The following is a 23,750-nucleotide window of genomic DNA, read 5'->3' as shown; positions in this document are numbered from 1 at the left end:
CCTCAGCGCGCCGATCATGCCGGTTGTGTCCTGAGGTAGCGGCCGAAGTGCGGGACGGTGAACGCGACAGTGCCGCGGCCGCCCGAGTAGATCAGCCCCTTCTTGATGAGCGCGTCGCGGGCCGGTGACAGGCTGGCCGGGCGCCGGCCCAGCGCCCCCGCGATGTCGGCGGTGGGCACCGCGGCATCCATGTCGTCGGCCGCCTCGCCGGAGAGTGCGGCCATGGTGCGCATGTACTCCCGTTCGGCCGGGGTGGCCCGCTCGAAGCGCGAACCGAAGAATCCGACAGCCAGTTCCGCCTCCGCCTCGGGCGCGGCCACCCGGACGTCGGCGGCGGTGATCGGCGAGGTGGGCGCGTGATCCCAGGTCGCCTTTCCGTACGCCTGCACGAAGTACGGGTACCCGCCGGATTTCTCGTAGAGCAGGTCCAGTGCCTTCGGCTCGTACGCGACGTCTTCGCGGGCGGCCGGGGCGCACAGCGCGTGGTCGGCCGCGATCCGGTCCAGTCGGTCGATGCGCTGGTAGCGGAAGAGCCGTTCCGAGTACGACTTGGCGGCGGACAGCACGGCGGGCAGGTGCGGCAGTCCGGCGCCGACCACGATCAGCGGGGCGCCGAGCTGGGACAGCTCGTGGCAGGCGGCGCACAGTGCGGAGACGTCGGCGGGACCGAGGTCCTGCATCTCGTCGATGAACAGTGCGATGCCGGTGCCCACGTCGGTGGCCAGCGAGGCGGCGTCGGTGAACAGCTCCACCAGGTCGATCTCGATGTCGCCGGAATCGGCGCGGCCCCGCGCGGGCGGCACGTCGATGCCGGGCGCCCACCGGTCGCGCAGCTTCGCGCCGGAGTCGTTGGCCCGCAGCGCGAACGCCTTCAGGACGCCGAGCACCTCGTCCACCCGGTCCGGGTTGCGGTGGTGTGGGGTGAGTTCGCGGATCGCCATGTGCAGTGCCGCGGACAGGGGGCGGCGCAGCGACTGGTCCGGACGTGCCTCGATCTTGCCGGTGCCCCAGAGGCGACCGATCGCGGCCGAGCGCAGCGTGTTGAGCAGGACGGTCTTGCCGACTCCGCGCAGGCCGGTCAGGACGAGGCTACGTTCGGGGCGGGCCCGGGCTACCCGTTCGAGGACGACCTCGAACGCGTCCAGCTCCCGGCCGCGACCGGCCAGCTCGGGGGGTCGCTGCCCGGCGCCGGGCGCGTACGGATTCCGTACCGGATCCACGGATAGCACCGTATCGGGCTGTCTAGCCGAATTGCTAGAGAGCCGGACTCGACACGCTTCTAAGGTTTTCTAGCGTCTGGGCTAGAAGCGGCTAGAACGACCTACCGTTCGCGCAGGCAGAGGACGAAGTCGAGGCTGTCCAGCTCGCTGTCGTAGAAGTACCACTTGGTGTAGTGCGGGACCTTGCTGCACTTGACCTTGGCGTCGTCCTCCCCCGAGGTGCGCCCGTCCACCCGCTTGAGCACCTCGTACGTCCCGGAGGCGCACGGGGTGATCTTCATGATGGGCGAGTCGGTGGTCCCCTCGTTGCGGACGCACTGACCCTTCGTCACGAAGCGGGCGTCCTCGCTGCTGCGCGGTTCCACCCCGCCCGTGGTCGGTGCGCTCGGCGTCGCCAGCGCGCCGGACTGACTCTTCTTGTCCGTGTCCCGCGTGATCAGCCACGCCGTCGTCGCGAGACCGCCGCAGATCAACAGGCCCAGCACCACCACCAGGGCGACGATCGGGCCGTTGCGGCGGCGCGGCTGCGGCTCGACCGGCGGCGTCCACCCACCGGGGGCACCGGTCGGCGCCGGGGGGTACGGCTGTGGATAACCGGGCGACGACCCGGTCGGGGTCGGCCCGGAGACCGGATGCGCACCCCAACCGCCCTCCGGCGCGGCGGCCGTCGGGTGCTCACCCCAGGGGTCGGCCGGTTCCGTGTACGGCTCGTCGGACCCCGGCGATCCGCCGGCCGGCCACGGCCGCCCGGAGTACGGGCCGTTCTGCGTCATCGGGGTCCTCCTGGCGCACGTTCGCTGTAGGCAACCGTAGCGTGCGGCGGCGCCGCGTTCTGTCCCGGAATCGCGCCGACCAGGGATCATTCCGGCGACAACCGCACGAACAAACACCGCTGTCGGCAACCCGACCCGCCAACCGGGTTCACCACCGATACGGTCCACGGTCGTGTCGCTACCCATCGTCATTCTCGCGGGAGGATACGGCGCCGCCGCGAGCGCCTTCCTGCCCCGGACGGCGTACCGGCTGGCCGTCCCGTTCGGGGCCGCGCCCCGCACGGCGTGCGCCCGGTGCGGGCGCCCCTTCCCCACCGGGCGGCGCGGGTGGATCCGGGCCGGCAGCGCATGCCCGTGCAGCGGGCGACCGGCGGACCTGGTGGTGGTGGGAGCGGGCGGAGTGGCCGCCGCGATGCTGGCCGTCGCGCTGGGAGCCGTGCCGGTGCTGCCCGTGCTGTTGTCGGCGGTGCCGCTCGGCGTGCTGCTGGCCGCGGTGGATCTGCGCTGCCTGCGGCTGCCGGACCCGCTCGTCGGTGCGCTGGCCGGGGTCGTCGGGCCGCCCCTGATCCTGCTGGCCGTCGGCGGCGGGGAACCAGGCCGGGTGGCGCGGGGCGCCGTCGCGGCGGGACTCGCGGGTGCGACGTACCTGATCGTGGCGATGCTGCCCGGGCAGGGTCTGGGGTTCGGCGACGTCAAGCTGGCCGCGGTCCTCGCCTTTCCGCTCGGCTACCTCGGGTGGCCCGCGGTCGCCGCCGGGCTGGTGGCGCCCCACCTGCTCAACGGCCCCGTGGCCGTGTTTCTGCTGGTCACCGGACGGGCCCGCCGGGGAACGGCGCTGCCTCTCGGCCCCGCGCTGCTGGCCGGAGCACTCCTCGGCGCGGTCGTCGCGTGACGCGGGCGCCCACCGCCGGATCGGTCGGACCGGTGCTGGCGCCGGGCCGGGCCGCGGTGCCGACGAGAGCGCGCGCCGTGGCCCGCGCTGCGCAGACGTCCGCGTCGCTACAGCAGCCGGAGCTGGCGGTCGCGGGGCCGGGCCGGGACGGTGTCCCCCATCCGCTCGAACAGTCCCGCGTCGATCGCGTCGAGGAACGGCGTCGGCGTCTGCTCCCGTTCGCTGCCGTGGCGGAACCGGCGGGCCGCGTGCGTGACGTACAGACGATCCTGCGCCCGGGTCAGGCCCACGAAGAACAACCGCCGCTCCTCCGCGGTCTGGTCGGCGTCCGGCGCCGCACCCGGCCAGCGCAGCGGCAGCAGCCCGTCCTCGCAGCCCACCAGGAACACGACAGGGAACTCCAGGCCCTTAGCCGCGTGCAGGGTCAGCAGGTTCACCGCCTCGGCGCGCGGATCCAGCGCGTCCACCTCGGCGCCCGTGGCGATCTCCTGCAGCAGCCGGGGCAGGTCGTCGCCGATCCGCTGCGCCAGCGGCGTGAGCAGGTCCGCCGCCGACCAGATGTCCTCCGGGGTGAGCTGTTCGCCGTCCAGTGTGGGCGCCGCGTACCGCTGGGCCAGGACCTGGGCGGTCAGCTTCACGCGGGCCGCCAGCGAGCCGCCCGGGCCGCCCGCATGGCGCAGCTCGCGGGCCAGCACCTGCACTCCGGCGCGGTCGCGCAGCCGGTTGTGTGATCTTTTCTGTGCGGGCACCCCGGCGCGCGAGAGCGCCGCCACGATCGCGCCCGACTGGGCGTCCGTGCGGTACAGCACCGCGATGTCCGAGAAGGACACCGCGCCCGGCACGACAGCGCGCCCGTCGACCCGCCCGGAGTCGAGCGAGCGGTGCGACAGCCCGCCCACCAGCTCGTCGACCGTACGCACCACGAAGTCGGCCTCGTCGGCCGCGGAACTCGCGCGGTACCGCCCCACCAGCGGTGCCTCGGGGTCGAGCCGGGCCGGGTCGAGCCGACGCCCGCGCACCAGCGAACTCGGCGCGATCGCCTGCACCGCCGCGGCCAGGATCGGCGCCGACGAACGGTAGTTGCGGGTCAGCCGGACCAGCCGGGCATCCGTGAAGTCCCGCGAGAAGCGCAGGAAATACCCCACGTCGGCGCCGCGGAACGAGTAGATCGCCTGGTCCGGGTCGCCGATCGCGCACAGGTTGCCGTCGGCGGGGCTGAGCAGGCGCAGCAGGTCGTACTGCACGTCGTCGACGTCCTGGTACTCGTCCACGAAGATCCAGCGCCACCGGTCGCGGTACTGCTCCACCAGCGCCGGATCGTCACGCAGCACCGCGACCGGCAGCGACAGCAGGTCGTCGAGGTCGACCAGGTTCCGTTGGCGCAGCAGTTTCGCGTACGCGGCCGGGTCGTCGCCGGCCTGCTCCCGGACCGCGTCCCGCTCGCCGTCGTCCGCGATCCGCCAGCCCGGGCTCAGCCCGGCCGCCTTGGCGTTCTCCGTCAGGATGGTCAGCCCGACGGCGTGGAACGTGCCGACCGTGATGTCCTCGGCGGCGTCACCGAGCAGTCCGGACAGCCGTACCCGCAACTCCTCGGCGGCGCGCCGGGTGAAGGTGATCGCCAGGCAGCGCTCCGGGAAGATCCCCAGCTCGGCACAGAGGTACGCGATCCGGTGCGTCAACGTGCGGGTCTTCCCCGTGCCCGGACCGGCCACGATCAGCAGCGGCCCGCCGGGCGCGGAGGCGGCCACCCGCTGCATGGCGTCCAGCCGGTCCAGCAGCCCGGTGCCGACCTCCTCCATCCCGGCCAGCATCGGCTCGAACGGCTCGTGCGGGCTCGGCGGCGGGGGCAGCGGCGGCGCCGGTGCGGGCGCCGGTACCGCCTTGCGCGGCTCCCTGACCTTCGGCGTGGGCACCTTTCCGAGCTGTGGCTCGGAGCGGCGCTGCTGCGGGACAGCCGCCGCGGCGGGCACGTCGAACAGCGTCTCCGCCTGCGGTGCGCTCGCCCGGTTGCGCAGCTCCCCCGGCTCGAACAGGGTGATCACGCCGTACTCGCCGTCGTAGCCGGGGATCCGGCGGACCGCGCCGCGGCGCAGCCGGTCGATCGCCTCGCGAAGGTGCTCGCCGCCCGCCTGCCCGATCGCGTCCAGCGGCACCGTACGCAGAATGCCCAGCTCGGTGCCGAGCGTGGCGACGAGGTGATTGAGCTGCGCCTCGACCGTCTTGGACTTCGGGCCGACCCCGCTGATCTCGCCGAGGATCTCGTGCAGCTGGATGAGGTGTTCGACCCGTTGCGGGCGGCGGCCCGCGCCGGGCGGGCGGTCGGCCAGGTCCTCGACCCGGCTCAGCACGCCCACGGTCAGGGGTTTGCCGCACTCGGGGCACCGGCCGCCGGCCTGCCGGGTACGCGCGGGCTCCCAGTTCACCGCGCAGGCGCGATGGCCGTCCGCATGGTACTTGCCCTCCTCGGGGAAGAACTCGATCGTGCCCGCGAGGGTGTGTCCGTCCTTGATCGCGAAGTAGTCCGGGCTTCCGGTGAACAGGGTCGCCTCGCGGGCCAGCGCGGCCGGGGAATGCGCGTCCGAGTTGGACACCAGGCGGTAGCGGTCCAGGCTGGACACCCGCCAGTTCATCTCCGGGTCCGACGACAGGCCGGTCTCCACGGCGGTGATGTGCTCGGCGAGGTCGGCGTAGCAGTCCGCGATCGCGTCGAAGCCGGACTTCGAGCCGAGCGCGGAGAACCACGGGGTCCAGATGTGCGCGGGCACCAGGTAGGCGTCCGGGCTGGCCTCCAGCGTGATCTCCAGCAGGTCACGGGAGTCCAGGCCCAGGATCGGGCGGCCGTCCGCGGTCAGGTTGCCCACCCGGCCGAGCGCGGTGTTGAACCGCGCCGCCGAGTCGAAATCGGGCATGTAGATCAGGTGGTGCACCTTGCGGGTGCGGTCGTCCCGCTTGTAGATCGTCGAGATCTCGACGCTGAGCATGAACGTCGCCTCGGGGCTGTCCCGGAGCGTTCCCGGCAGGCGCTGCTCGACGCCCGCCCGCAGGTCATCGGTGAGCCGGAACAGGCCCGCCCCGGCGGGAACGAGGCTCTCCCGGAGGTGCTCGAACCAGGCCGGGTGCGTGAAATCGCCGGTGCCGAGCACGGCGATGCCCTTGCGGCGTGCCCACCAGGCGAGGTTGGGCAGCGTGAGGTCACGGCTGCAGGCGCGCGAGTACTTCGAGTGAATGTGCAGGTCCGCGACGTACGTGTCCGCGGTGACCGAGGACCCTGCGCTGAACGAGGGCACGCCGCATCCTGTCACGGGCACACCTGTACGCGCGCGCCGCCACGCGCGGAGTGACCCATTCGATGCGCGCGCGCACCACCGACAGCACCGCCGCGCAGTACGCGCCGGGTGGGCGGGCCGGTCACCTACGCATCCTCGGCCGCGGCCGCCGACCGCGTCGGGCAACGCCCGGAATTCACTGTCACGGGGTACGCAACTCGACGAGGGTCACCTGGGGCGGGGCGCCGACCCGCACCGGCGGCCCCCAGAAGCCCGCGCCGTTGGTAACGTACAGCGGCACGCCGTCGACCTCGCCGTAGCCGCTGACGACCGGCTGGCCCGCGGCCTTGACGACCAGGTTGAACGGCGCCAGCTGGCCGCCGTGGGTGTGGCCGGACAACTGCAGGTCGACGCCGTACTGCGCGGCCTCGTGGACCTGCACCGGCTGGTGTGCCAGCAGCACCACGGGACGGGACTTGTCCCGGTCACCGAGCGCGGCGCGGAAGTCGGGACCCTGGCCGTACTCCAACCCGGCCAGGTCGTTGACCCCGGCCAGGTCCAGCCCGCCGAGGGCGACGCGCTCGTTCTGCAACGGCCGTACGCCCAGCCGGGCGACCTCTTCCACCCAGTCCTGGTAGTCCGGGCGGTAGTACTCGTGGTTGCCGGTCACGAAGAAGGCGCCCTGCCGGGACTTGAGCTGTGCCAGCGGCTCGGCGTAGCGGCCCAGCTCCGCGACGCTGCCGTCGACGAGGTCGCCGACGATGCAGACCACGTCCGCGTCCAGCGAGTTGATCATCGCGACGATGCGGCCGACGTGGTGCGAGGCGCTCAGCGGGCCGAGGTGGATGTCCGAGACCACGGCGAGCCGGGTCCCGTCCAGGTTGCGGGGGAGCTTGGCCAGCGGGATCCGCACCCGGTCCAGGCGCGGCGGCCCGAGCGCGGTGTGTACGCCGTACCCGGTGATGCCGGTCGCGGTGAGCCCCGCGAAGATCGCGGCACCGCGCGCCAGCAGCAGCCGCCGCTCGATTCCGGTGCGCTCACCCGGCCCGCCGACGTCCGAGTCCAGCGGGCCACCCGGCCGGCCCGCAGGTTCGGGGGTGTCACCCGATTCGGGGGCGCCTCCCGGCGGGATCGTGCATCCGCCGGGGGCGGCGGTCTGTGTCATCGCGGCGGGAGCGTTCGTCTCCGACCGTTCGGCAGTGCGGGCACGGAGCGGATCCGACGCACCGACCGTGACCGGTTCGCTCGGCGACGGCCCCGGCACGGCCCGGCGGCGCAGCCACAGACCGATCAGCAGCCGCGGCACCTCCAGCACCGCGAGAACGATGATCAGGTAGAACATCAGCGCGATCCACAGGTACCCCACCCAGCCGATCCACTCGGCGTTGCCGCCCCGGGTCAGGAAGAGGGTGACCGGCGCGAGCGCGGCCAGCAGGATCATCACGACGCCGCCGGCCCGCCGGGCGGGGCCCGGTCGCAACGGGTCACGGACGAGTCGCTTCCACAGGTACAGGTGGATCAGCCCGAGGACCGCGAGGACCAGGGCGAGGAAGGCGATCACGGTCAGCCCCCCGCGAACGGGGGCAGGACGTCCACGGTCACCCCGGCCGGCAGCGCCGCCGCACGGTCGTGGCACTGCAGTCCGTCGACCAGGTAGCTGGCCGCCTTGAGCACGACCGCAAGTCGCTCGCCGTGGCGGACGGTGAGCAGGTCGACGACGTCGTCGAGCGAACCCGCGGGCACGCTCTCGGTGCTGACCCCGGCCGCGGCGCGCGCCCCGGCGAAGTAGCGGACGGTCAACACCGCTCAGCCTCCGATCGCCGACATCGGGCGTGCCGGTTGCAGGAACGTCGGATCGTCGATGCCGTGCCCCGCTCGCTTGCCGTACATGGCGGTCTGCCAGGCCCGGGCGATCGCCGCGTCGTCCGCCCCGCCGCGCAGGAGCGCCCGCAGGTCGGACTCCTCGCGGGCGAAGAGGCAGTTGCGGACCTGGCCGTCCGCGGTCAGCCGGGTGCGGTCGCAGTCGCCGCAGAAGGGCCGGGTCACGCTGCCGATCACGCCGACCCGGGCCGGGCCGCCGTCCGCCGCCGACCAGCCCGGCACCAGCCAGGTCTCGGCCGGGGCGGTTCCACGTGAAACCGGGTCGGGTTTCAGGCCGAACGGCGCCAGCGAGTCGAGGATCTCGGTCGCCGTGACCATGGTGTGCCGGTCCCAGGCGTGCTGCGCGTCCAGCGGCATCTGCTCGATGAAGCGCAGTTCGTACCCGTGCTCCAGGGCGAACTGCAGCAGCGCAGGCGCCTCGTCGTCGTTGACGCCGCGCATGAGCACGGTGTTGATCTTCACCGGGGTGAGTCCCGCGGTGGCCGCACCCCGCAGGCCCGCCAGCACCTCTGCGTGCCGGTCGCGGTGCGTCAGGACGCGGAAGCGTTCGGGGGAGAGGGTGTCGAGGGAGACGTTGACCCGCTGCAGCCCGGCGTCGCGCAGGGCGGGTGCGAGCCGGTCGAGGCCGATGCCGTTGGTGGTGACGGACAGCTTCGGACGCGGGGTCAGCCGGGCGGCCGCGGCCACGATGCCGACCAGCCCGGGACGGATCAGCGGCTCGCCGCCGGTGAAGCGCACCTCTGTCACCCCGAGGCGCTCCACCGCGATCCGGATGAGCCGGTGCACCTCGTCGTCCGTGAGCTGCTGCTGCCGGGGCAGCCAGGCCAGGCCCTCCTCGGGCATGCAGTAGGAGCAGCGCAGATTGCAGCGATCCGTCAGCGACACCCGCAGATCCGTCGCCACCCGCCCGAACCGGTCCACCAAGGGCCCGGTCCCGTCCTGCGGCTGCTCGGCCGGTCCGGACCGGGTCAGCTCGGGGGACCCGGCCGCGCCGAGGCGCTCGGCGGTTCCGACCGCGCCGAGTAACTCAGCCCCGCCGACCCGCCCAGCGGTATCGATCCGCCCAGCGGTATCGATCCGCCCAGCGGTATCGACCCGCCCAGCGGTATCGACCTGCCCAGCGGTGCGGATCACGGACCCACCGTCGCTCACCGATCGAATCTAGCCCGTCGCACCGACAATCCCGCAGCCCCGGCGACCAGTACCACAGCAATCAGGCGCGCAATGCCAGGTCAGCGGCCGTGCGCACGGCAGTGCGGTAGGACTCGCCGAACACGGCCGTGTGCACGAGCAGCAGGTGCAGCTGGTGCACCGGCACCCGCGCCCGCCAGCCGTCGGCCAGCGGCCAGGTTTCCGCGTACGCATCGAGGATCCGGTCCAGATGCGGCGCCCCACCGAACAGCGCGAGCTGCGCGAGGTCGGTCTCCCGGTGGCCGCCGTGCGCCGCCGGGTCGACCAGCCACCCGCGGCCGTCGGCGGCCCACAGCACGTTGCCGGGCCACAGGTCGCCGTGCAGCCGGGACGGCGGCTCGTCCGCGCCGTACCCGGCAAGGCCGGCGATGACGCGCTCCACGGCCGCGACGTCCGCCGCCGGCAGGGCGCCGCGATCGGCCGAGATCTTCAGGTACGGGCGCAGCCGGCGCTCGCCGAACCAGGTCGACCAGGGCTCGCCGGAGGCCGAATTGTCCTGCGCGAGCGGGCCGATGAACCCGGCCCAGCCGGCGCCGAATCCGTGCGCGCCCGCGCGGTGGAGCCCGGCCAGCTCCCGGCCGAACCGCTCGGCCGACTCCGGCGTGGCCGTCCCCGGCTCCACCCATTCGAGGGCCAGCAGATCCGGCAACGCCACCAGCACCTCCGGCACCGGCACGGCGCCCGCCTCGGCCAGCCAGCGCAGCCCGTTCGCCTCGGCGGCGAAGAAGCCCTGCGGCGGGGCTCCCCGTGGCCAGGTCTTGGCGAACAGCGACGTGCCGTCGTCCAAGGTCAGGCGTGCCGCGTGGCACACGTCGCCGCCGCCGACCGGGGTCTCGCGGATGCGCTGATGGGTGAGAAATGTCGGGAGGTGCTGGGGGTGCGCGCGCAGGTACGCCAGATCCACGCCCTCATCTTGCACTTCGGGTTACGAGCTGCCCGATTCGGAGCCAAAATGTCGGCATGGACCCTGTCGCAGTGCGTTCGTACCGGCCGACCGATCACAGCGCGGCACGCCGCCTGTGGTCCGAGCTGACCCGCCAGCACTCGAACATGTACGGCACCGCGACCGGTAAGGGTGACGACGGCGGAGCCGAGTTCGAGGAGTACCTCACCCGGCTCGACCTGGGCGGGGTCTGGGTCGCCGACCATGCCGACGACGGGGTGATCGGCCTGGTAGGGCTGGTCATCCGGGGCCGGGCGGGCGAGGTCGAGCCGATCGTGGTCACCGCCACCCACCGGCACAAGGGTGTGGGGCGCAAGCTGCTGCGGCACGTGGCCGACGAGGCGCGCCGGCGCAACATGAAGTCGCTGACCATCTCCCCCGAGTCGCGCAACGTCGAGGCCATCCGCAGCCTGCACGCGGCCGGATACAACGTCGTCTCGGCGATCGAGCTGACCCTCGACCTGGGCCGCGACACCCAGGCGTGGCAACCCGACAGCGTCGAACTGCACGAGCTGTCGTTCCGCTCCTGACCTGGGCGGTTACGCAACGTGCCTGTGGATGACGGGCGTGTCGTCCACAGGCCGCGCGATCGGCACACCCGGATGGTCGCGACCGGGCCACGCTGCCCCGCATGACACCCGAGTGCACCCTCAAGGTCAGCAGTCCGGCCGAACTCCTCGCGGCGGTGCCGTACCTGCTCGGCTTCCACCCGACCGACAGCATCGCGGTGGTCGCCTTCCGCGGGCCGCGCGTGCACTTCGCCGCGCGCCACGATCTACCCGAGCCCGACAGCCCGGAGGACGAGGTGGTCGCCGAGGCCGATCACGTCGCCGCGGTCGTGACCCGCCAGGGCGTCGAGGGCGCCACCGTCATCGGGTACGGCCCGGCCGAGCGGGTCACGCCCGCCGTGGCGCGCACCGCCGAGGCGCTGCGCCGGCGGGGGCTGGTGGTGCACGAGGAGCTGCGGGTCACCGACGGGCGGTACTGGTCGTGCCGCTGCGCCGGGCCCGCCTGCTGCCCGCCCGAGGGGCATCCGTGCCCGCCCGCGCACAGCGTCGTCGCGGCCGCCGCCACGTACGCGGGCCAGGTCGCGCTGCCGGACCGGGAAGCCCTGGTGGCCCGGGTCGCCCCCGTCACGGGCGCCGAACGCGCCGCGATGACCGCCGCGACCGCACGGGCCCAGGGGCGGCTGGCCGACCTCATGGCCCGCGAACTGCACGACGCGGGCTTCGCCCGCCTGGTCCGCCACGCCGGCCGTACGGCGGTCCGGGCGGCCGAACGGTCCTACCGATCGGGTCGGCGCCCGGGCGATGACGACCTCGCGTGGCTCGGGGTGCTCCTGATACACCTGCCGGTGCGCGACTACGCGTGGGAACGGATCGGCACGGAGCCGTGGCGGGTGACGATGTGGACGGACGTCCTGCGCCGGGTCGAACCGCCGTACCTGCTCGCCCCCGCCTGCCTGCTGAGTTTCGCGGCGTGGCGGGCGGGGATGGGCGCGCTGGCGCGCGTCGCAGTGGACCGGGCGCTGGTGCAGGACCCGCGATACCCGATGGCCCGACTGCTGGAGGACGTCCTCGGTTACGCGCTCGACCCGGACGCCGTACGCGGCTGGCCGCGCGTCACCGACCCGGACGGTCCCGGCGGGCGAAAGGTCAGAGCGTGACGCGGTGGGGGGCGGTGTACACGTTCATTGAGCGGCCGCGCAGGAATCCCACCAGCGTCATCCCGGCCTCCTCGGCCAGCTCGGCGGCGAGGGTGCTGGGCGCGGAGACGGCGGCCAGCACGGGCAGCCCGGCCATCCACGCCTTCTGCGTCAGCTCGAAGCTGGCCCGCCCCGACACGAGCAGCAGGTGCCCGCGCAGCGGTAGCCGGCCCTCGCGCAGCGCCCACCCGACCACCTTGTCCACGGCGTTGTGCCGCCCGACGTCCTCACGCACCACGACCAGCGTGCCGTCGGCGTCGAACAGCCCGGCCGCGTGCAGTCCGCCGGTGCGGTCGAACGTACGTTGCGCCGCGCGCAGGCGGTCGGGCAGTTCGGCGATCACTCGCGCCGGAACAGTCACCGGATCCTCGGCGAGCGCGAACCTGGACCTGGTCCGTACGGCGTCGATGCTGGCCTTCCCGCACACGCCGCACGCGCTGGTGGTGGTGAAGTTCCGGCTCGGGTCGGTGGCCGGTGCGGGCACGTCCGGGCCGAGCGTCACGTCGATCACGTTGTACGTGTTCGGTGCGTCGGTTCCACCGCAGAGCTGCGCGGTGACCACGTCGTCGGCATCCCGGATGACGCCCTCGTTGAACAGGAAACCCAGCGCGAGATCGATGTCCTGGCCTGGGGTGCGCATGGTTACCGACAGCGGTGCCCGCCGGACCCGGATCTCCAACGGCTCCTCGGCGGCCAGATCGTCCGGCCGGTGCCGGGGCGTGCCCGCGGCGTCGAGATCGATGCGGAGCACCGGTCGCCGGTTCGTCGTGCGCGCCATGGTCCGACCCTATGTCGCGCAGCGGCTGGGTTCGGAGTGCGGTCACGCTGTTGTCCCCGCCGGGATACGGTACGTACGTGGGGGGATTTGCTGCGGTGGTTCTGGCCGGTGGTGCGGCGAGTCGGATGGGTGGTGCGGACAAGCCGGCTCTGACGGTCGCAGGGCAGTCCATGCTGACCCGGGTGCTCGCCGCGGTGCACGACGCCGACCCGCGCGTGGTGGTCGGTCCAGTGCCCCCTGACCTGCCGGTACACGTCGACTCCACTCGTGAGGATCCACCGGGCGGCGGACCGGTGGCGGCCACGGCCGCGGGGCTGGCCCTGGTGCCGGCGGACGTGTCGCTGACCGCGCTGCTGGCCGCCGACCTTCCGCTGCTGACCGGTGAGGCGGTCGACGTGTTGCGCCTCACCGTGGAGTCCGCCCCGATGCAGGGCGCGCTGTACCGCGACGCCGAGGGCCGCCGCCAGTCGCTGTGCGGGGTGTGGCGTACGGCCGCGCTGCGCGACGCGCTGGATCGGTTGGCCGCCAAGCGGGGCGACCTGCACGGCGCCGCCATGCGTGAACTGCTCGACCAGCTGAGCTTCATGGATGTGTCGTGGCGCCGACCCGGCCCGCCGCCGTGGTTCGACTGCGACACCGACGACGACCTGCGCGCGGCCGAAGAGTGGGCCCGGTGAGCGTTCGGCGAGCCGCTCCGGGGCCGTGCCCCGCGGCGCGAAATCGCTGTCCCGTGCACCGGGCGGCCGGGAAGTGAGCACGAATGAATGAGCTGGACGCCTGGGTGACAGCGGTCGGCGCCGAACTCGGCATGCCACCCACCGACGTCGACACCTCGGCGGTGCTCGATGTCGCCCGCGACGTCGCCCACCAGGTGCTGCGGCCGGGTGCGCCGGTCACGGCGTACCTGATGGGGTTGGCCGTGGGGCGTGGCGCCGATCCGGTCGACGTGGCCGCGCGGATCCGGACCCTGGCCCTGGGCTGGCCGCAGCGGGCCGAAGCGCAGCCCGTCGTCGCCGACCCACCGACCCCGTGATTGCCGGGACCGCCGCTCGGTAGGGTGACGGGGACGGAGGTGGCGGATCATGACCGTGGATGACGGGCACGAGCAGCCCGAAGGGGTCCTGCTCGACGAGCCGACGACGGCCGACCTGCGGGCCAAGGTGACCGAGGCCTGGCGCGAGTTCGCCGGTGCGCTCGCCGCGCTGCTGCCCACCCTCTCCCCCGGCGCCTACGTCGACCTCACCCTCGACCCCACCGCCTCCGGCACCGGGGCGGCCATCTACTCGGTGAGCCTGCGCCTGCTCGACGGTGGCGTGGTGGAGGCGCTGGCGGTCGGCAACGCCGCCCTGCCCGAGGGTCTCCGGATGGACCGGTCGGCGGTGGCGGACCTGGTCGCGCTCGGCTGGTCGCCGCCCGGCGTGCTGCCCGGCTCCGGCGACTCGTTCGGTCTGCGCACCGAGGTGGCCGCCGCGAACCGGCTCGCCACCATCGTCACCCGCACCCTGCGCGACGTGTACGGCGCCCCGCACCCCGCCTTCCTGGTCTACCTGGTGCACGACGAGCAGGACGAGCCGCTCGACACGTCACCGCTGGGTACGGCCCGGCATGAGCCGAGCATCGGCCAGACCCTCGACCTCGACGACCTCGACGAGGACGGCGTGCTGACCGAGGCGCTGGCCAACGCGGCCGACGAGGTCGTCCCGCTGGAGGAGCGGGTGCGCACGGTCGTCGCCACCATGTCGAAGACCACAGTGGACCAGCTCCAGGTCGACACCGACGGCGACATCGGCATCCGGGCCGGGTCGGCGATGGTGTTCGTGCGGGTCCGCGACAATCCGCCGCTGGTGGACGTGTTCTCCCCGATCCTCACCGAGGTCGAGCCGACCGAGCAGCTGTACGTGAAGCTGTCCGAGCTGACCAACCGCATGCCGATCGGTCGCCTGTACTGCGCCCAGGACACCGTGTGGGCGTCCATCCCGGTGTTCGGGCGCAACTTCCAGGCCACCCACCTCATGCTCGCCGTGCAGGTGATGACCGGGCTCGCGGACGAGCTGGACGATCGCCTGCACGGCGAGTTCGGCGGCAAGCGCTTCTTCGGCGAGGGCGACAAGCCCGCGGGCCGCGCCGACGGCGAGCACCGCACCGGAATGTACCTGTAGTCGCCTACGCCATCAGGAGTACGGCAGCCACGCCAGCCGGTCCATCGTGGACAGCCCGGACGCCTGCAGTCCCGCGTCGGACATGGTCCACAGCACGTCGCCGACCACCAGCGTGCGGCGCACGGTCGGGGCGACGCCGTCTACCACGCGCGGCTGCGCGATCTTCCCGACCTCGGTCAGCCCGCTGTCTGTCACCCGCAGCGCCAGCGCCGAGGCCGCCGGGATGCTGCGGCCCCGCGGATCGTACGTCGTCACCGGCACCACGAGCAGCTGGGTGGCGGGCCACCACAGCAGCGCGTGCGGGTCCCACTCCGCCTCGGACTGCCCGTCCGCGATGTGGTGCTGGGCCAGCCGCCGGGGCCGGGCCGGATCGGTGGTGTCGAACAACGACACCTGGGTGCCGGAGATCCGGCCGTTGGTGTCGGCCTCCTGACCGACGCCGACGAGCCGCCCCTCACCGACCGGCTGCAGGTGCGCCGAGTACCCGGTGATCTTCAGTTCGCCGGTCACGGTCGGGTGCGCCGGGTCGGCGAGATCCACCGCATACAGCGGGTCGGTCTGCCGGAAGGTGACCACGTAGCCGCGCGGGCCGATGAACCGCACCGAGTAGATCTGCTCGCCGTGGCCCAGCCCGTTCACGACGCCGACCGGCGCGAGGGTGTCCCCGCGCTGCTCCAGCACCCGGACCGCAGAGGACGCCGTGCTGTCGTCGGTCGTGGCGACGCGTAGATGCCCGTCCCACTCCGACAGCGCGTACTGGTTGACGAGCCGGCCGGGGACCGAACCGGCGGCCGCGTACCGGGGGCGGTCGGCGCCGTTGAGGTCCAGCCGGTAGATGTCGGTGTGGCCGGCCACCGGTTTGCCGGCCCGTTCGGGCCAGACGTCGAAGCGCCACCGCTGATCGCCGGCGAGGTACAGGCTGGTGCCCGTGCCGTACACGGTGTCGGCGTCGGCCACCACCGTGACCGGGTCGCCGTCGGTGAGCGCGGGTGCGCTCAGGTCGAACGTCAGGACCGTCAGCAGGGAGGTGCCGGAGAAGTCGGCGGGCCGGCTGACCCGGTCGCAGCCGACCTGGCCGGAGCGGGTGGCGCCGCCGGTCGTGACCGACCAGTCGGGCAGCCAGGCGCCCAGCGGCGCGCGGCCGACGGCCGTACGGTTGGCCGCCACCCGGTCGTCCTCGGAGGCGTCGGGCCGGTCGGGCAGCCGGATCTCCGGCGTCGCGCGCAGCACCACCCGGGCCACCGTGCCGGTCTGCCGGGCGTCGACCAGGGTGCCGTCGCCGGTGTACCGGCTGACCACCCGCGGGGCGCCGCGCAGGTCGACGAGGATCAGCTGCGCCCTGGTCCGCAACGGCATCGGCGGGGCGAAGCGGTCCATCCTGGCCGTCATGTCGACAGAGCGGACCAGCACCAGGGCGGCGTCCCCGGCCAGCAGCAGCTGCGCGTCGCCCATGACGCCGAGGTTCAGGCTGCCGGTGGCGGTCCGGCTGGCCGCGTCGACGACCCGGAGCGTGTTGCCGGTCACGGTGACGATGCGCCGGCCGTCGGTTTTCACGATGTCCGGTTCGTCGGCGTCCTGTTCGTGACTGTTGGTGTCCGAGTGCGGTGCGGCGGGCGCCGGGGCGGGGGCCGCCTTCTCCATGGCCCGGGCGCCGTCCGCCGCGGCGGCGGGCACGGCCCGGTCGTCGCCGGGCAGCCCCCACGGCCCGACCGCCTCCCTGGTGTGCGAGCGAAGGTCATTGAGCAACTGCTGGCAGGAGTCGAACGCGACGAGCCGCAGTGCCCCGGCCGACACGGGGGTGACCGGTCGGGGTGGGGCGGGCCGTGAGGTGCAGCCGGCGAGGGGCAGGGCTGCGGCGAGAGTGCCGCAGAGCAACGGGCGGGTCCAGCGTGGGGCAGGCATGTCGGTGGGACGCCGGGCGGCGGCGGTCGGTTCCACCCCGGTTCCATCCCGGCTCCACCTCGGCTCCACCTCGGCTCCGCCGAAGGTCGGCCAAGGGTCGGCCAAGAGTCGGCAAAACCCGGCGGGCGGTTCAGCTCGGTGCGGGTACCGGCGTGGGGGTCTCGACGAGTCGGGACAGCACCACCATGCTGCGGGTCGAGGTGACGAACGGCTCGGCCCGCAGCCGTTCGAGGGCCTGCTCCAGGTGGCCGATGTCGGCGGCGCGCAGGTGCACGAGCGCGTCCGCCTGCCCCGACACTGTGTATGCCCCGACCACCTCGGGATGCCGCCGGGTCGCGACCGTGATCTGCGCGGGCGTGGTCCGGCCGGTGCAGAACAGCTCCACGAACGCCTCGGTGGTCCAGCCGACGGCGGCCGGTTCGATGACGGTGGTGAATCCCTTGATCACCCCGCTGGAGCGGAGGCGATCGACGCGTCGCTTGACGGCCGGCGCCGAGAGGGACACCTTCGCCCCGATTTCGGCGTAGGACGCGCGCGCGTCATTCACGAGCAACGCAATGATTCGCTGGTCAACGGCGTCCATCTGCAACGATTCGTCTCCGACGAGCAAGGCTTCGACCTGTTTCGTTCCTCCCAGCGTACCTACCCTTACTTCATGAGTCACACGGAGCGGATGCCGCGTACCCGGACATATCTGATGTGCCCGCCGGAGCACTTCACCGTCGAGTACGCCATCAACCCCTGGATGGACACCACCGCTCCGGTCGACCCGGTGCTCGCCCTCAAGCAGTGGCAGCTGCTGCACGACACCCTGGCCGAACTCGGCCACCAGGTGCACGTGCTCGACCCGCAGCCCGGCCTGCCCGACATGGTGTTCGCCGCCAACGGCGCGTTCTCCGTCGACGGCACCGTGTACGGGGCCCGCTTCAAGCACCCGCAGCGCGCCGCCGAGGCCGCCTTCCACCAGCTCTTCTACGCCCGGGGCGCGTGGCGTTTCGCCGACCCGGCGTTCGTCAACGAGGGCGAGGGCGACTTCGCGTACCTGCCGAACGCGTACGGCGGGCTGATCCTCGCCGGGTACGGCTTCCGCACCGACCCGGCCGCGCACGCCGAGGCGCAGGAGATCCTGGGCCGCCCAGTGGTGTCGCTCAAGCTGGTCGACCCGGCGTACTACCACCTGGACACGGCGCTGGCCGCGCTCGACGACCGGAACGTCACGTACTTCCCGGACGCCTTCTCCCCCGCCTCCCAGCGGGTCCTGAGCCAGCTCTTCCCGGACGCCGTGCTGGCGGACCGGGCCGACGCCGAGGCGTTCGGCCTCAACCTGGTCAGCGACGGCCGCAACGTGGTGCTCAACACCGAGGCGGTCGGCATGGCCGACAAGGTGCGGGCGGCCGGCTACAGCCCGGTGACGGTCGACCTGTCGGAGCTCAAGCGCGGCGGCGGCAGCGTCAAGTGCGCCGTCGCCGAACTCCGCGCCTGAGCACGGCGGCGGACGCCCGCGGCGAATAGCTCGCGGGCGTGCGGGAAGATGGAACGCATGACCGACGACACCCCCACCCCTGAGAAGAGTGACGACGGCTCCGTCATCGTCGTGGGTCCCGACGGCCGCCCGATGGGCACGGTGGACGCCAACGGCGACGTCAGCCCGGAGGACCCCGGCAATCTGATCGAGCAGCCCGCCAAGGTCATGCGCATCGGCAGCATGATCAAGCAGCTGCTGGAGGAGGTCAGGGCCGCGCCGCTCGACGAGGCCAGCCGCGGCCGCCTGCGCGAGATCCACCAGCGTTCGATCAAGGAGCTGGAGGACGGCCTCGCGCCGGAGCTGCAGGACGAGCTGGAGCGGCTGTCCCTGCCGTTCAACGGCGACACCCCGCCCAGCGAGGGCGAGCTGCGTATCGCCCAGGCCCAGCTGGTCGGCTGGCTGGAGGGCCTGTTCCACGGCATCCAGGCGGCGCTGGTCGCCCAGCAGATGGCGGCCCGCCTGCAGCTGGAGCAGATGCGCTCGGGACGCCCGGCCCTGCCGGTCGGCCCGAACGGCCTCGTCCCCGGCATGCCGGGCCAGGCCGGCCCCGGCGGCGAGGGCCCCTCACACAGCACCGGCCAGTACCTCTGACACTCGCCGGCGCAGATCAGCCGGCCGACGCCGATCGACCGGCGATCAGAGTGAACCGGCGATCAGAATGAAACCGGCGATCAGAGCGAAAACAGCCGCTCCAGGTACGCCGCCACCCCGTCCTCGTCGTTCGTGAGCGTCACCTCGTCGGCGACCTCACGGACGGCGGGGTGGGCGTTGCCCATCGCCACCGACCGGCCCGCCCAGCTCAGCATCGGTACGTCGTTGGGCATGTCCCCGAACGCCACCACATCCGCGGCGGTGAACCCCTCCCGCTCGCACAGCCAGGCCAGCCCGGCCGCCTTGGTCACCCCCGCCGCGGAGATCTCCACGAGCGCGGACGACGACGAGTGTGTGGCCTCCGCGAGCCCGGCCAGGGTGTGCCCGACGAGCGTGTAGAAGTCGTCAGGTTCATGCGCGACCGAGCGGGCGAGCAGTTTCACCGCCGGTACCGTCGTCAGCTCCTCGGGCGTGGCGAGGACCCGTACGTTGCGGTGCTCGGCCTCCCACGTCATCGGCCACCGTTGCTCGTACCAGAACTTGCGGCCGTCCTCGACCTCGACGGCCAGCGCCACGTCCGGGATGGCCTCGCGCAGCCGCTTGGTCACCTCCAGCAGCAGCTCGACCTCCAGCGGGTGGGCGCGCAGCACGTGATCGGTGTCGGGGTCGTAGACGATCGCCCCGTTCGCGCAGATCGCGGGCAGCGGCTCGGCCATCTGGTCGTAGAGCTGCCGGAGCCAGCGCAGCGGGCGCCCGGTGACCAGCACGGTGGGCACTCCCTGCCGGATCAACCGGTCGAGCACCTCGGCGGTACGCGGGCTGAGCGAGCCGTCGGTGCGGATCAGGGTGCCGTCGATGTCGGAGGCGACGAGGCGTACCGGCGGAGCAGACATCACCTCGACAGTAGCTTGTCCAGGAACACGGCCACCCCGTCGGCGTCGTTGGTCAGGGTCACCTCGTCCGCGGCGGCGAGGATCGACGGGTGGGCGTTGGCGACCGCCACCCGGCCCCATCCCGCCCAGGCGAACATGGGCAGGTCGTTGGGCATGTCGCCGAACACCAGCACGTCGCCGGGGTCGACACCGATCGACTGCGCGACCACGGCCAGGCCCGAGGCCTTGTCCACGCCGGGCGGGCAGATCTCGACGAAGTTCATGCCGGCCTGGGTGACCGACGCCACCTCGGGCGGGACGATCCGCTGCGCCGTGGCCAGCAGGTCGTCGACGTCGCAGTCGGCGCACCGGACGAACGCCTTGATCGCGTCCACGGCCACGCAGGCCTCCCGGGGCCGTTCCTCGATCACCACCGGGTAGCGCCAGGTGGGGTCCCGGTCGCCCCACAGCGGGGCGTCGTCGTGTTCGAGCGCCTCCACCAGCACGGACAGGGGTCCGACCTCGGCTTCCAGGTCGGCCAGGATGCGGGCGAGGGCGCGCCCGGACAGCCGCCGGGCGTGCAGGGTCACCGGCTCGTCCGGGTGGCTCTGGTCGACCACCCAGCCGCCCTGGGCGAGGACGAGGAATTCCGCGGCGCGGATGTCGGTGCGGGTCAGCCCGGTCAGCCGGGGACCCCGGCCGGTGGCGCCGACCACCCGGATGCCGGCCGCGCGAACCCGGTCCAGCACCTCATGGGTGTACGGGGACACGGTGTCGTCGCTGCGTACCAGCGTGCCGTCGAGATCGGTGGCGATGAGTTTCGGCAAGCCGGGCTTGACCATCTCTACCTCCGAGGGTCGTAAACCCCCGCGGAGGGCGGAAGGAGAAGGCTACACCCGGCCCGCCACCTGCGACCATTACGTTTGGTGGCCGCCAGATTTCGATCGAGTTATCGGACAGGTTCCAGCACGTCGCGCCCGCCCAGGAACGGCTGCAGCGCCTTGGGCACCTGCACCGAGCCGTCCGGCCGCTGGTGGTTCTCCAGGATCGGAATGAGCCAGCGGGTGGTGGCCAGCGTGCCGTTCAGGGTCGCCACGGTCTGCGGCTTGCCGTCTTCGTCGCGGTAGCGGATGTTGAGCCGCCGCGCCTGGAACGTGGTGCAGTTCGACGTCGACGTGACCTCGCGGTAGCGCTGCTGCGACGGCACCCACGCCTCGCAGTCGTACTTGCGGGCCGCGCTGGTGCCGAGGTCGCCCGCCGCCACGTCGATCACCCGGTACGGGATCTCGACCTTGGCGAGCATCTCCTCCTCCATGGCCAGCAGCTTCAGGTGCTCGGCCCGGGCGTCCTCTGGGCGGCAGAACGAGAACATCTCTACCTTGTCGAACTGGTGCACGCGCAGGATCCCGCGTACGTCCCGGCCGTGCGACCCGGCCTCGCGCCGGAAACACGACGACCACCCCGCGTACCGCTGTGGGCCGTCCAGGTCCAGGATCTCGTTCGAGTGGTAGGCCGCCAGCGCCACCTCCGACGTGCCGACCAGGTACAGGTCGTCGGCCTCCAGCCGGTAGATCTCGCTCGCGTGGGCGCCGAGGAAGCCCGTACCCTCCATCGACTCGGGCTTGACCAGCACCGGGGTGATCGACGGCGTGAAGCCGTGCTCGACCGCCTGCTGGATCGCCATCTGCAGCAGCGCCAGCTGCAGCAGCGCGCCCACCCCGGTCAGGTAGTAGAACCGCGAGCCCGAGACCTTCGCGCCGCGCTCGGTGTCGATCGCGCGCAGCCCCTCGCCCAGCTCCAGGTGGTCCTTCGGCTCGGCGATGTCCGGGATCTGGCCGACCTCGCGCAGCACCACGAAGTCGTCCTCGCCGCCGGGCGGCACGCCGTCCTCCACGAGGTTGGGCACGGCCATCTGGGCCCGGCGCAGTGCCTGGTCGGCGTCGGTCGCGGCGGCCTCGGCCGCCTTCACCTCGGCAGCCAGCTCTTTGGTACGGGCCAGCAGCGCCGCCCGTTCGTCGCCGGTGGCCTTCGGCACCTGCTTGCCCAGGGACTTCTGTTCCGCCCGGACGGCCTCGAAGCGCTGGGTGGCCGCCCGGCGTTCCTCGTCGGCATGCAGCAGGTCGTCGACCACCGTGGTGGGCTCACCACGCAGGCGCTGGCTGGCACGGAGCAGCTCGGGGTCCTCGCGGAGCAGACGCAGGTCAATCACGATAGGTGAGCCTACCGGCGTCCCCGGCCCGCGTTCAGCCCGATATCGCCCGCCGTCCCGATCAGGTCGACTCGTCGCGTTCCGCCGACTCGGGCGGGAACGGCGGCGCCGAGCTGACCGTGAGCCCGTACGGCGCCTCCGGCGGCCCCTCGTCGTCGGCGTCCCGCCGCCACGACCAGACCGTGGGTGCGGCCGCCGGTTCCGCGTCGGGATGCGGCGCGTCGCCGGGTTCGAGGTGGCGACCTGCCAGGTAGAGCGCGAGCATGGTGGCGCCGACCCCGAACAGGGCGCACCAGATCCCCCGCCCGTACGTGAGCTTCAGTTGGTCGTCGCCGAGCTGGATGGTGAAGACGCCGCCCAGCACCCCGCTGGCGTGGCGCAGGTGTGCCGCCACGGCGGCCAGCAGGGCCACCAGGACCCCGGCCGTGCTGAGCCCGATCAGCCGGGCGTACCGGCGGCCGGGCGGTGGGCCGAACAGCACCAGCACCACGGCGGCGACCAGCGCGAACAACCCGGCAAGATAGCCGCCGCCCCAGGCGCCGAGGTCGGCCACCGTGGCGGACAGCGGTTTGGTGCCGACCTGGCCGTCACCGAAGATGGTGGCGTCCACGGCGGTGACCTGCCATTCGGAGACGAGGGACGCGAACAGCGCGACGCCGCCCAGCGCGGCGGCCAGCGGCACGAGGCGGCGGTCTCCGGCGAGCCCGGCGGCCCAGTCCATGACGCGGTGGCGGGACCGCCCGGGAACGGACTCGTCGTCGTGGCCGAACTCGACCACCACCGGCTGAGCCCCAGAACTCTGCGGCCCGGATGTCTGCGGCCCGGCAGGCTGCGGCTGCGACGACATGTGATCCATCATGGCCCGGTACCGCCTCGGCGGCCAGCACGCCACGAATGGTCTAGCGTCTGGTACATGCCTATTCGCACTGCATCAGCCCGCTGGTCCGGCAACCTCACCGAAGGCACCGGAACGATCAAGACCGGCAAGGGTGGCCTGTCCGGCAACTACTCCTTCGCGTCGCGGTTCGAGGAGGGCGAGGGGACGAACCCCGAGGAGCTGATCGGCGCCGCGCACGCCGGCTGCTTCTCGATGGCGTTCTCCAAGGGCCTCGCCGACGCGGGCTTCACCCCCACCTCGGTGGAGACCACCGCCAAGGTCCACCTGGACAAGACCGACGCCGGGATGACGGTCACCCGCATCGACCTGGAGACCACTGGCGACGTGCCGGGGATCGACGACGGCACGTTCCAGAAGATCGCCGTTGGAGCCAAGGAGAACTGCCCGATCTCGCGCCTGCTCTCCCCCGGCGCCGAGATCAGCCTCAACGCGACGCTGGCCTGATCCTTTCGCGGCCGGTGTGGTCGGGAGTGTCTGTCGGACACCCGACCGCACCGGCCGCGCCGATCGTGCCGGGCCGTACCCGGATGGCGCACAATGGGCGCTGTGCCGGTCGAGATGAGCCGTGAGCGTTTCGAGGAACTGGTGGGCCAGGCGCTCGACGAGGTGCCTGTCGAATTGCTCAACCTCATGGACAACGTGGTGATCCTCGTCGAGGACACCCCCCCGGACGGCGAAGACGAGCTGCTCGGCCTGTACGAGGGCCACGCGCTCACCGAGCGCGGCTGGGACTACGCAGGGGTGCTGCCGGACCGGATCACCATCTACCGCCGCCCGACGCTGACCGTCTGCGACACGGAAAACGATGTCATCGACGAGGTGGCGATCACGGTCGTGCACGAGATCGCGCACCATTTCGGCATCGACGACCACCGCCTGCATGAGCTGGGTTGGGGCTGAACGGCCGGTGACGGTGTTGTGACCTGCTTCTACGCTGGTCGCACA

Annotated in this window: 24 protein-coding genes; 10 read left to right on the top strand and 14 right to left on the bottom strand. The window is 72.7% G+C overall.

The window, feature by feature from the left end; genetic code table 11:
- Positions 1 to 14: 14 nt before the first annotated feature.
- Both ACMCNN_RS30770 and ACMCNN_RS30765 read right to left on the bottom strand, forming a co-directional pair.
- Entirely contained in the window at positions 15 to 1,220 is a 1,206-nt protein-coding gene (locus ACMCNN_RS30770; RefSeq protein ID WP_412743953.1) for an AAA family ATPase, read from the bottom strand.
- Positions 1,221 to 1,321: 101 nt separating this feature from the next.
- Positions 1,322 to 1,993 (bottom strand): hypothetical protein, encoded by a 672-nt coding sequence (locus ACMCNN_RS30765; protein WP_412743952.1) that lies wholly within the window; start codon positions 1,991 to 1,993, stop codon positions 1,322 to 1,324.
- 400 nt (positions 1,994 to 2,393) lie between these two features.
- On the opposite strand from ACMCNN_RS30765, the gene ACMCNN_RS30760 reads away from it, so the two are divergent.
- Positions 2,394 to 2,885, top strand: a complete 492-nt coding sequence (locus ACMCNN_RS30760; RefSeq protein ID WP_412743951.1) for a hypothetical protein — start codon at positions 2,394 to 2,396, stop codon at positions 2,883 to 2,885.
- 107 nt (positions 2,886 to 2,992) lie between these two features.
- Here ACMCNN_RS30760 and ACMCNN_RS30755 read toward each other — a convergent pair whose 3' ends face one another.
- The 5 genes from ACMCNN_RS30755 to ACMCNN_RS30735 all read right to left on the bottom strand — a co-directional run bounded on the left by ACMCNN_RS30755 (position 2,993) and on the right by ACMCNN_RS30735 (position 10,127).
- On the bottom strand, positions 2,993 to 6,172 hold the full coding sequence (locus ACMCNN_RS30755; RefSeq protein ID WP_412743950.1) for a UvrD-helicase domain-containing protein: 3,180 nt from the start codon (positions 6,170 to 6,172) through the stop codon (positions 2,993 to 2,995).
- Between the two features lie 181 nt (positions 6,173 to 6,353).
- Positions 6,354 to 7,709 (bottom strand): metallophosphoesterase, encoded by a 1,356-nt coding sequence (locus ACMCNN_RS30750; protein WP_412747337.1) that lies wholly within the window; start codon positions 7,707 to 7,709, stop codon positions 6,354 to 6,356.
- Positions 7,710 to 7,714: 5 nt separating this feature from the next.
- Positions 7,715 to 7,954, bottom strand: a complete 240-nt coding sequence (locus ACMCNN_RS30745; protein ID WP_412743949.1) for a MoaD/ThiS family protein — start codon at positions 7,952 to 7,954, stop codon at positions 7,715 to 7,717.
- A gap of 3 nt (positions 7,955 to 7,957) precedes the next feature.
- A complete protein-coding gene (moaA, locus tag ACMCNN_RS30740; RefSeq protein WP_412747336.1) occupies positions 7,958 to 9,004 on the bottom strand; it encodes a GTP 3',8-cyclase MoaA in 1,047 nt (348 codons plus the stop codon).
- 241 nt (positions 9,005 to 9,245) lie between these two features.
- Positions 9,246 to 10,127, bottom strand: coding sequence for a fructosamine kinase family protein (locus tag ACMCNN_RS30735; protein ID WP_412743948.1), 882 nt, complete (start codon positions 10,125 to 10,127; stop codon positions 9,246 to 9,248).
- Between the two features lie 56 nt (positions 10,128 to 10,183).
- Here ACMCNN_RS30735 and ACMCNN_RS30730 point away from each other — a divergent pair, with 56 nt between their 5' ends.
- Both ACMCNN_RS30730 and ACMCNN_RS30725 read left to right on the top strand, forming a co-directional pair.
- On the top strand, positions 10,184 to 10,696 hold the full coding sequence (locus ACMCNN_RS30730; RefSeq protein ID WP_412743947.1) for a GNAT family N-acetyltransferase: 513 nt from the start codon (positions 10,184 to 10,186) through the stop codon (positions 10,694 to 10,696).
- 101 nt (positions 10,697 to 10,797) lie between these two features.
- Positions 10,798 to 11,832, top strand: coding sequence for a DUF4192 domain-containing protein (locus ACMCNN_RS30725; RefSeq protein WP_412743946.1), 1,035 nt, complete (start codon positions 10,798 to 10,800; stop codon positions 11,830 to 11,832).
- Here ACMCNN_RS30725 and fdhD read toward each other — a convergent pair.
- A complete protein-coding gene (gene fdhD, locus ACMCNN_RS30720; protein ID WP_412743945.1) occupies positions 11,822 to 12,649 on the bottom strand; it encodes a formate dehydrogenase accessory sulfurtransferase FdhD in 828 nt (275 codons plus the stop codon). The two genes, ACMCNN_RS30725 and fdhD, sit on opposite strands and share 11 nt — an antisense overlap.
- Positions 12,650 to 12,726: 77 nt before the next feature.
- Here fdhD and ACMCNN_RS30715 point away from each other — a divergent pair, with 77 nt between their 5' ends.
- From ACMCNN_RS30715 to ACMCNN_RS30705, 3 genes are all read left to right on the top strand, one after another.
- The gene (locus ACMCNN_RS30715) at positions 12,727 to 13,326 is read left to right on the top strand and encodes a molybdenum cofactor guanylyltransferase (protein WP_412743944.1); all 600 of its coding nucleotides are present in this window, start codon (positions 12,727 to 12,729) and stop codon (positions 13,324 to 13,326) included.
- Between the two features lie 83 nt (positions 13,327 to 13,409).
- Positions 13,410 to 13,682 carry a DUF6457 domain-containing protein gene (locus ACMCNN_RS30710; protein WP_412743943.1) on the top strand — a complete coding sequence of 91 codons (273 nt, stop codon included), beginning with the start codon at positions 13,410 to 13,412 and terminating at the stop codon, positions 13,680 to 13,682.
- A gap of 49 nt (positions 13,683 to 13,731) precedes the next feature.
- Positions 13,732 to 14,808, top strand: coding sequence for a T3SS (YopN, CesT) and YbjN peptide-binding chaperone 1 (locus ACMCNN_RS30705; RefSeq protein WP_412743942.1), 1,077 nt, complete (start codon positions 13,732 to 13,734; stop codon positions 14,806 to 14,808).
- Between the two features lie 12 nt (positions 14,809 to 14,820).
- Here the strand turns inward: ACMCNN_RS30705 and ACMCNN_RS30700 are convergent, their stop codons facing one another.
- Together ACMCNN_RS30700 and ACMCNN_RS30695 are read right to left on the bottom strand one after the other, a co-directional pair.
- Positions 14,821 to 16,710, bottom strand: coding sequence for a beta-propeller domain-containing protein (locus ACMCNN_RS30700; protein ID WP_412747335.1), 1,890 nt, complete (start codon positions 16,708 to 16,710; stop codon positions 14,821 to 14,823).
- Positions 16,711 to 16,840: 130 nt separating this feature from the next.
- Positions 16,841 to 17,299, bottom strand: a complete 459-nt coding sequence (locus ACMCNN_RS30695; protein WP_130513300.1) for an Lrp/AsnC family transcriptional regulator — start codon at positions 17,297 to 17,299, stop codon at positions 16,841 to 16,843.
- A 66-nt stretch (positions 17,300 to 17,365) separates the two neighbouring features.
- On the opposite strand from ACMCNN_RS30695, the gene ddaH reads away from it, so the two are divergent.
- Positions 17,366 to 18,193, top strand: a complete 828-nt coding sequence (ddaH, locus tag ACMCNN_RS30690) for a dimethylargininase (RefSeq protein ID WP_412743941.1) — start codon at positions 17,366 to 17,368, stop codon at positions 18,191 to 18,193.
- Positions 18,194 to 18,250: 57 nt separating this feature from the next.
- Complete coding sequence (locus ACMCNN_RS30685; RefSeq protein ID WP_412743940.1) at positions 18,251 to 18,826, top strand: bacterial proteasome activator family protein; 576 nt, start codon at positions 18,251 to 18,253, stop codon at positions 18,824 to 18,826.
- An 80-nt stretch (positions 18,827 to 18,906) separates the two neighbouring features.
- Here ACMCNN_RS30685 and ACMCNN_RS30680 read toward each other — a convergent pair whose 3' ends face one another.
- From ACMCNN_RS30680 to ACMCNN_RS30665, 4 genes are all read right to left on the bottom strand, one after another.
- The gene (locus ACMCNN_RS30680) at positions 18,907 to 19,719 is read right to left on the bottom strand and encodes an HAD family hydrolase (protein ID WP_412743939.1); all 813 of its coding nucleotides are present in this window, start codon (positions 19,717 to 19,719) and stop codon (positions 18,907 to 18,909) included.
- Positions 19,719 to 20,540: an HAD family hydrolase gene (locus ACMCNN_RS30675; RefSeq protein WP_412743938.1), complete on the bottom strand. Its 822-nt coding sequence runs from the start codon at positions 20,538 to 20,540 to the stop codon at positions 19,719 to 19,721. The genes ACMCNN_RS30680 and ACMCNN_RS30675 overlap by 1 nt, the downstream gene beginning before the upstream one ends.
- A 107-nt stretch (positions 20,541 to 20,647) precedes the next feature.
- Positions 20,648 to 21,907: a serine--tRNA ligase gene (gene serS / locus ACMCNN_RS30670; protein WP_412743937.1), complete on the bottom strand. Its 1,260-nt coding sequence runs from the start codon at positions 21,905 to 21,907 to the stop codon at positions 20,648 to 20,650.
- Positions 21,908 to 21,968: 61 nt separating this feature from the next.
- Complete coding sequence (locus ACMCNN_RS30665; RefSeq protein ID WP_412743936.1) at positions 21,969 to 22,688, bottom strand: hypothetical protein; 720 nt, start codon at positions 22,686 to 22,688, stop codon at positions 21,969 to 21,971.
- A 132-nt stretch (positions 22,689 to 22,820) separates the two neighbouring features.
- Between ACMCNN_RS30665 and ACMCNN_RS30660 the strand changes: the two genes are divergently transcribed.
- Together ACMCNN_RS30660 and ACMCNN_RS30655 are read left to right on the top strand one after the other, a co-directional pair.
- On the top strand, positions 22,821 to 23,249 hold the full coding sequence (locus ACMCNN_RS30660) for an OsmC family protein (protein WP_412743935.1): 429 nt from the start codon (positions 22,821 to 22,823) through the stop codon (positions 23,247 to 23,249).
- Between the two features lie 93 nt (positions 23,250 to 23,342).
- Complete coding sequence (locus tag ACMCNN_RS30655) at positions 23,343 to 23,705, top strand: metallopeptidase family protein (protein ID WP_412743934.1); 363 nt, start codon at positions 23,343 to 23,345, stop codon at positions 23,703 to 23,705.
- Positions 23,706 to 23,750 lie beyond the last annotated feature (45 nt).

The sequence above is a fragment of the Krasilnikovia sp. MM14-A1004 genome, assembly GCF_047159485.1.
Lineage (GTDB): Bacteria > Actinomycetota > Actinomycetes > Mycobacteriales > Micromonosporaceae > Actinoplanes.
Note: the sequence above shows the minus strand (reverse complement) of the source record. Positions and strands in the feature narration are given on the sequence as shown.

Coding starts and splice junctions, on each gene's coding strand:
- ACMCNN_RS30765 (WP_412743952.1), bottom strand. CDS start 1,993: ATGACGCAGAACGGCCCGTACTCCGGGCGGCCGTGGCCGGCCGGCGGA.
- ACMCNN_RS30730 (WP_412743947.1), top strand. CDS start 10,184: ATGGACCCTGTCGCAGTGCGTTCGTACCGGCCGACCGATCACAGCGCG.
- ACMCNN_RS30725 (WP_412743946.1), top strand. CDS start 10,798: ATGACACCCGAGTGCACCCTCAAGGTCAGCAGTCCGGCCGAACTCCTC.
- fdhD (WP_412743945.1), bottom strand. CDS start 12,649: ATGGCGCGCACGACGAACCGGCGACCGGTGCTCCGCATCGATCTCGAC.
- ACMCNN_RS30710 (WP_412743943.1), top strand. CDS start 13,410: ATGAATGAGCTGGACGCCTGGGTGACAGCGGTCGGCGCCGAACTCGGC.
- ACMCNN_RS30705 (WP_412743942.1), top strand. CDS start 13,732: ATGACCGTGGATGACGGGCACGAGCAGCCCGAAGGGGTCCTGCTCGAC.
- ACMCNN_RS30700 (WP_412747335.1), bottom strand. CDS start 16,710: ATGCCTGCCCCACGCTGGACCCGCCCGTTGCTCTGCGGCACTCTCGCC.
- ddaH (WP_412743941.1), top strand. CDS start 17,366: ATGAGTCACACGGAGCGGATGCCGCGTACCCGGACATATCTGATGTGC.
- ACMCNN_RS30685 (WP_412743940.1), top strand. CDS start 18,251: ATGACCGACGACACCCCCACCCCTGAGAAGAGTGACGACGGCTCCGTC.
- ACMCNN_RS30680 (WP_412743939.1), bottom strand. CDS start 19,719: ATGTCTGCTCCGCCGGTACGCCTCGTCGCCTCCGACATCGACGGCACC.
- ACMCNN_RS30675 (WP_412743938.1), bottom strand. CDS start 20,540: ATGGTCAAGCCCGGCTTGCCGAAACTCATCGCCACCGATCTCGACGGC.
- ACMCNN_RS30660 (WP_412743935.1), top strand. CDS start 22,821: ATGCCTATTCGCACTGCATCAGCCCGCTGGTCCGGCAACCTCACCGAA.
- ACMCNN_RS30655 (WP_412743934.1), top strand. CDS start 23,343: ATGGGCGCTGTGCCGGTCGAGATGAGCCGTGAGCGTTTCGAGGAACTG.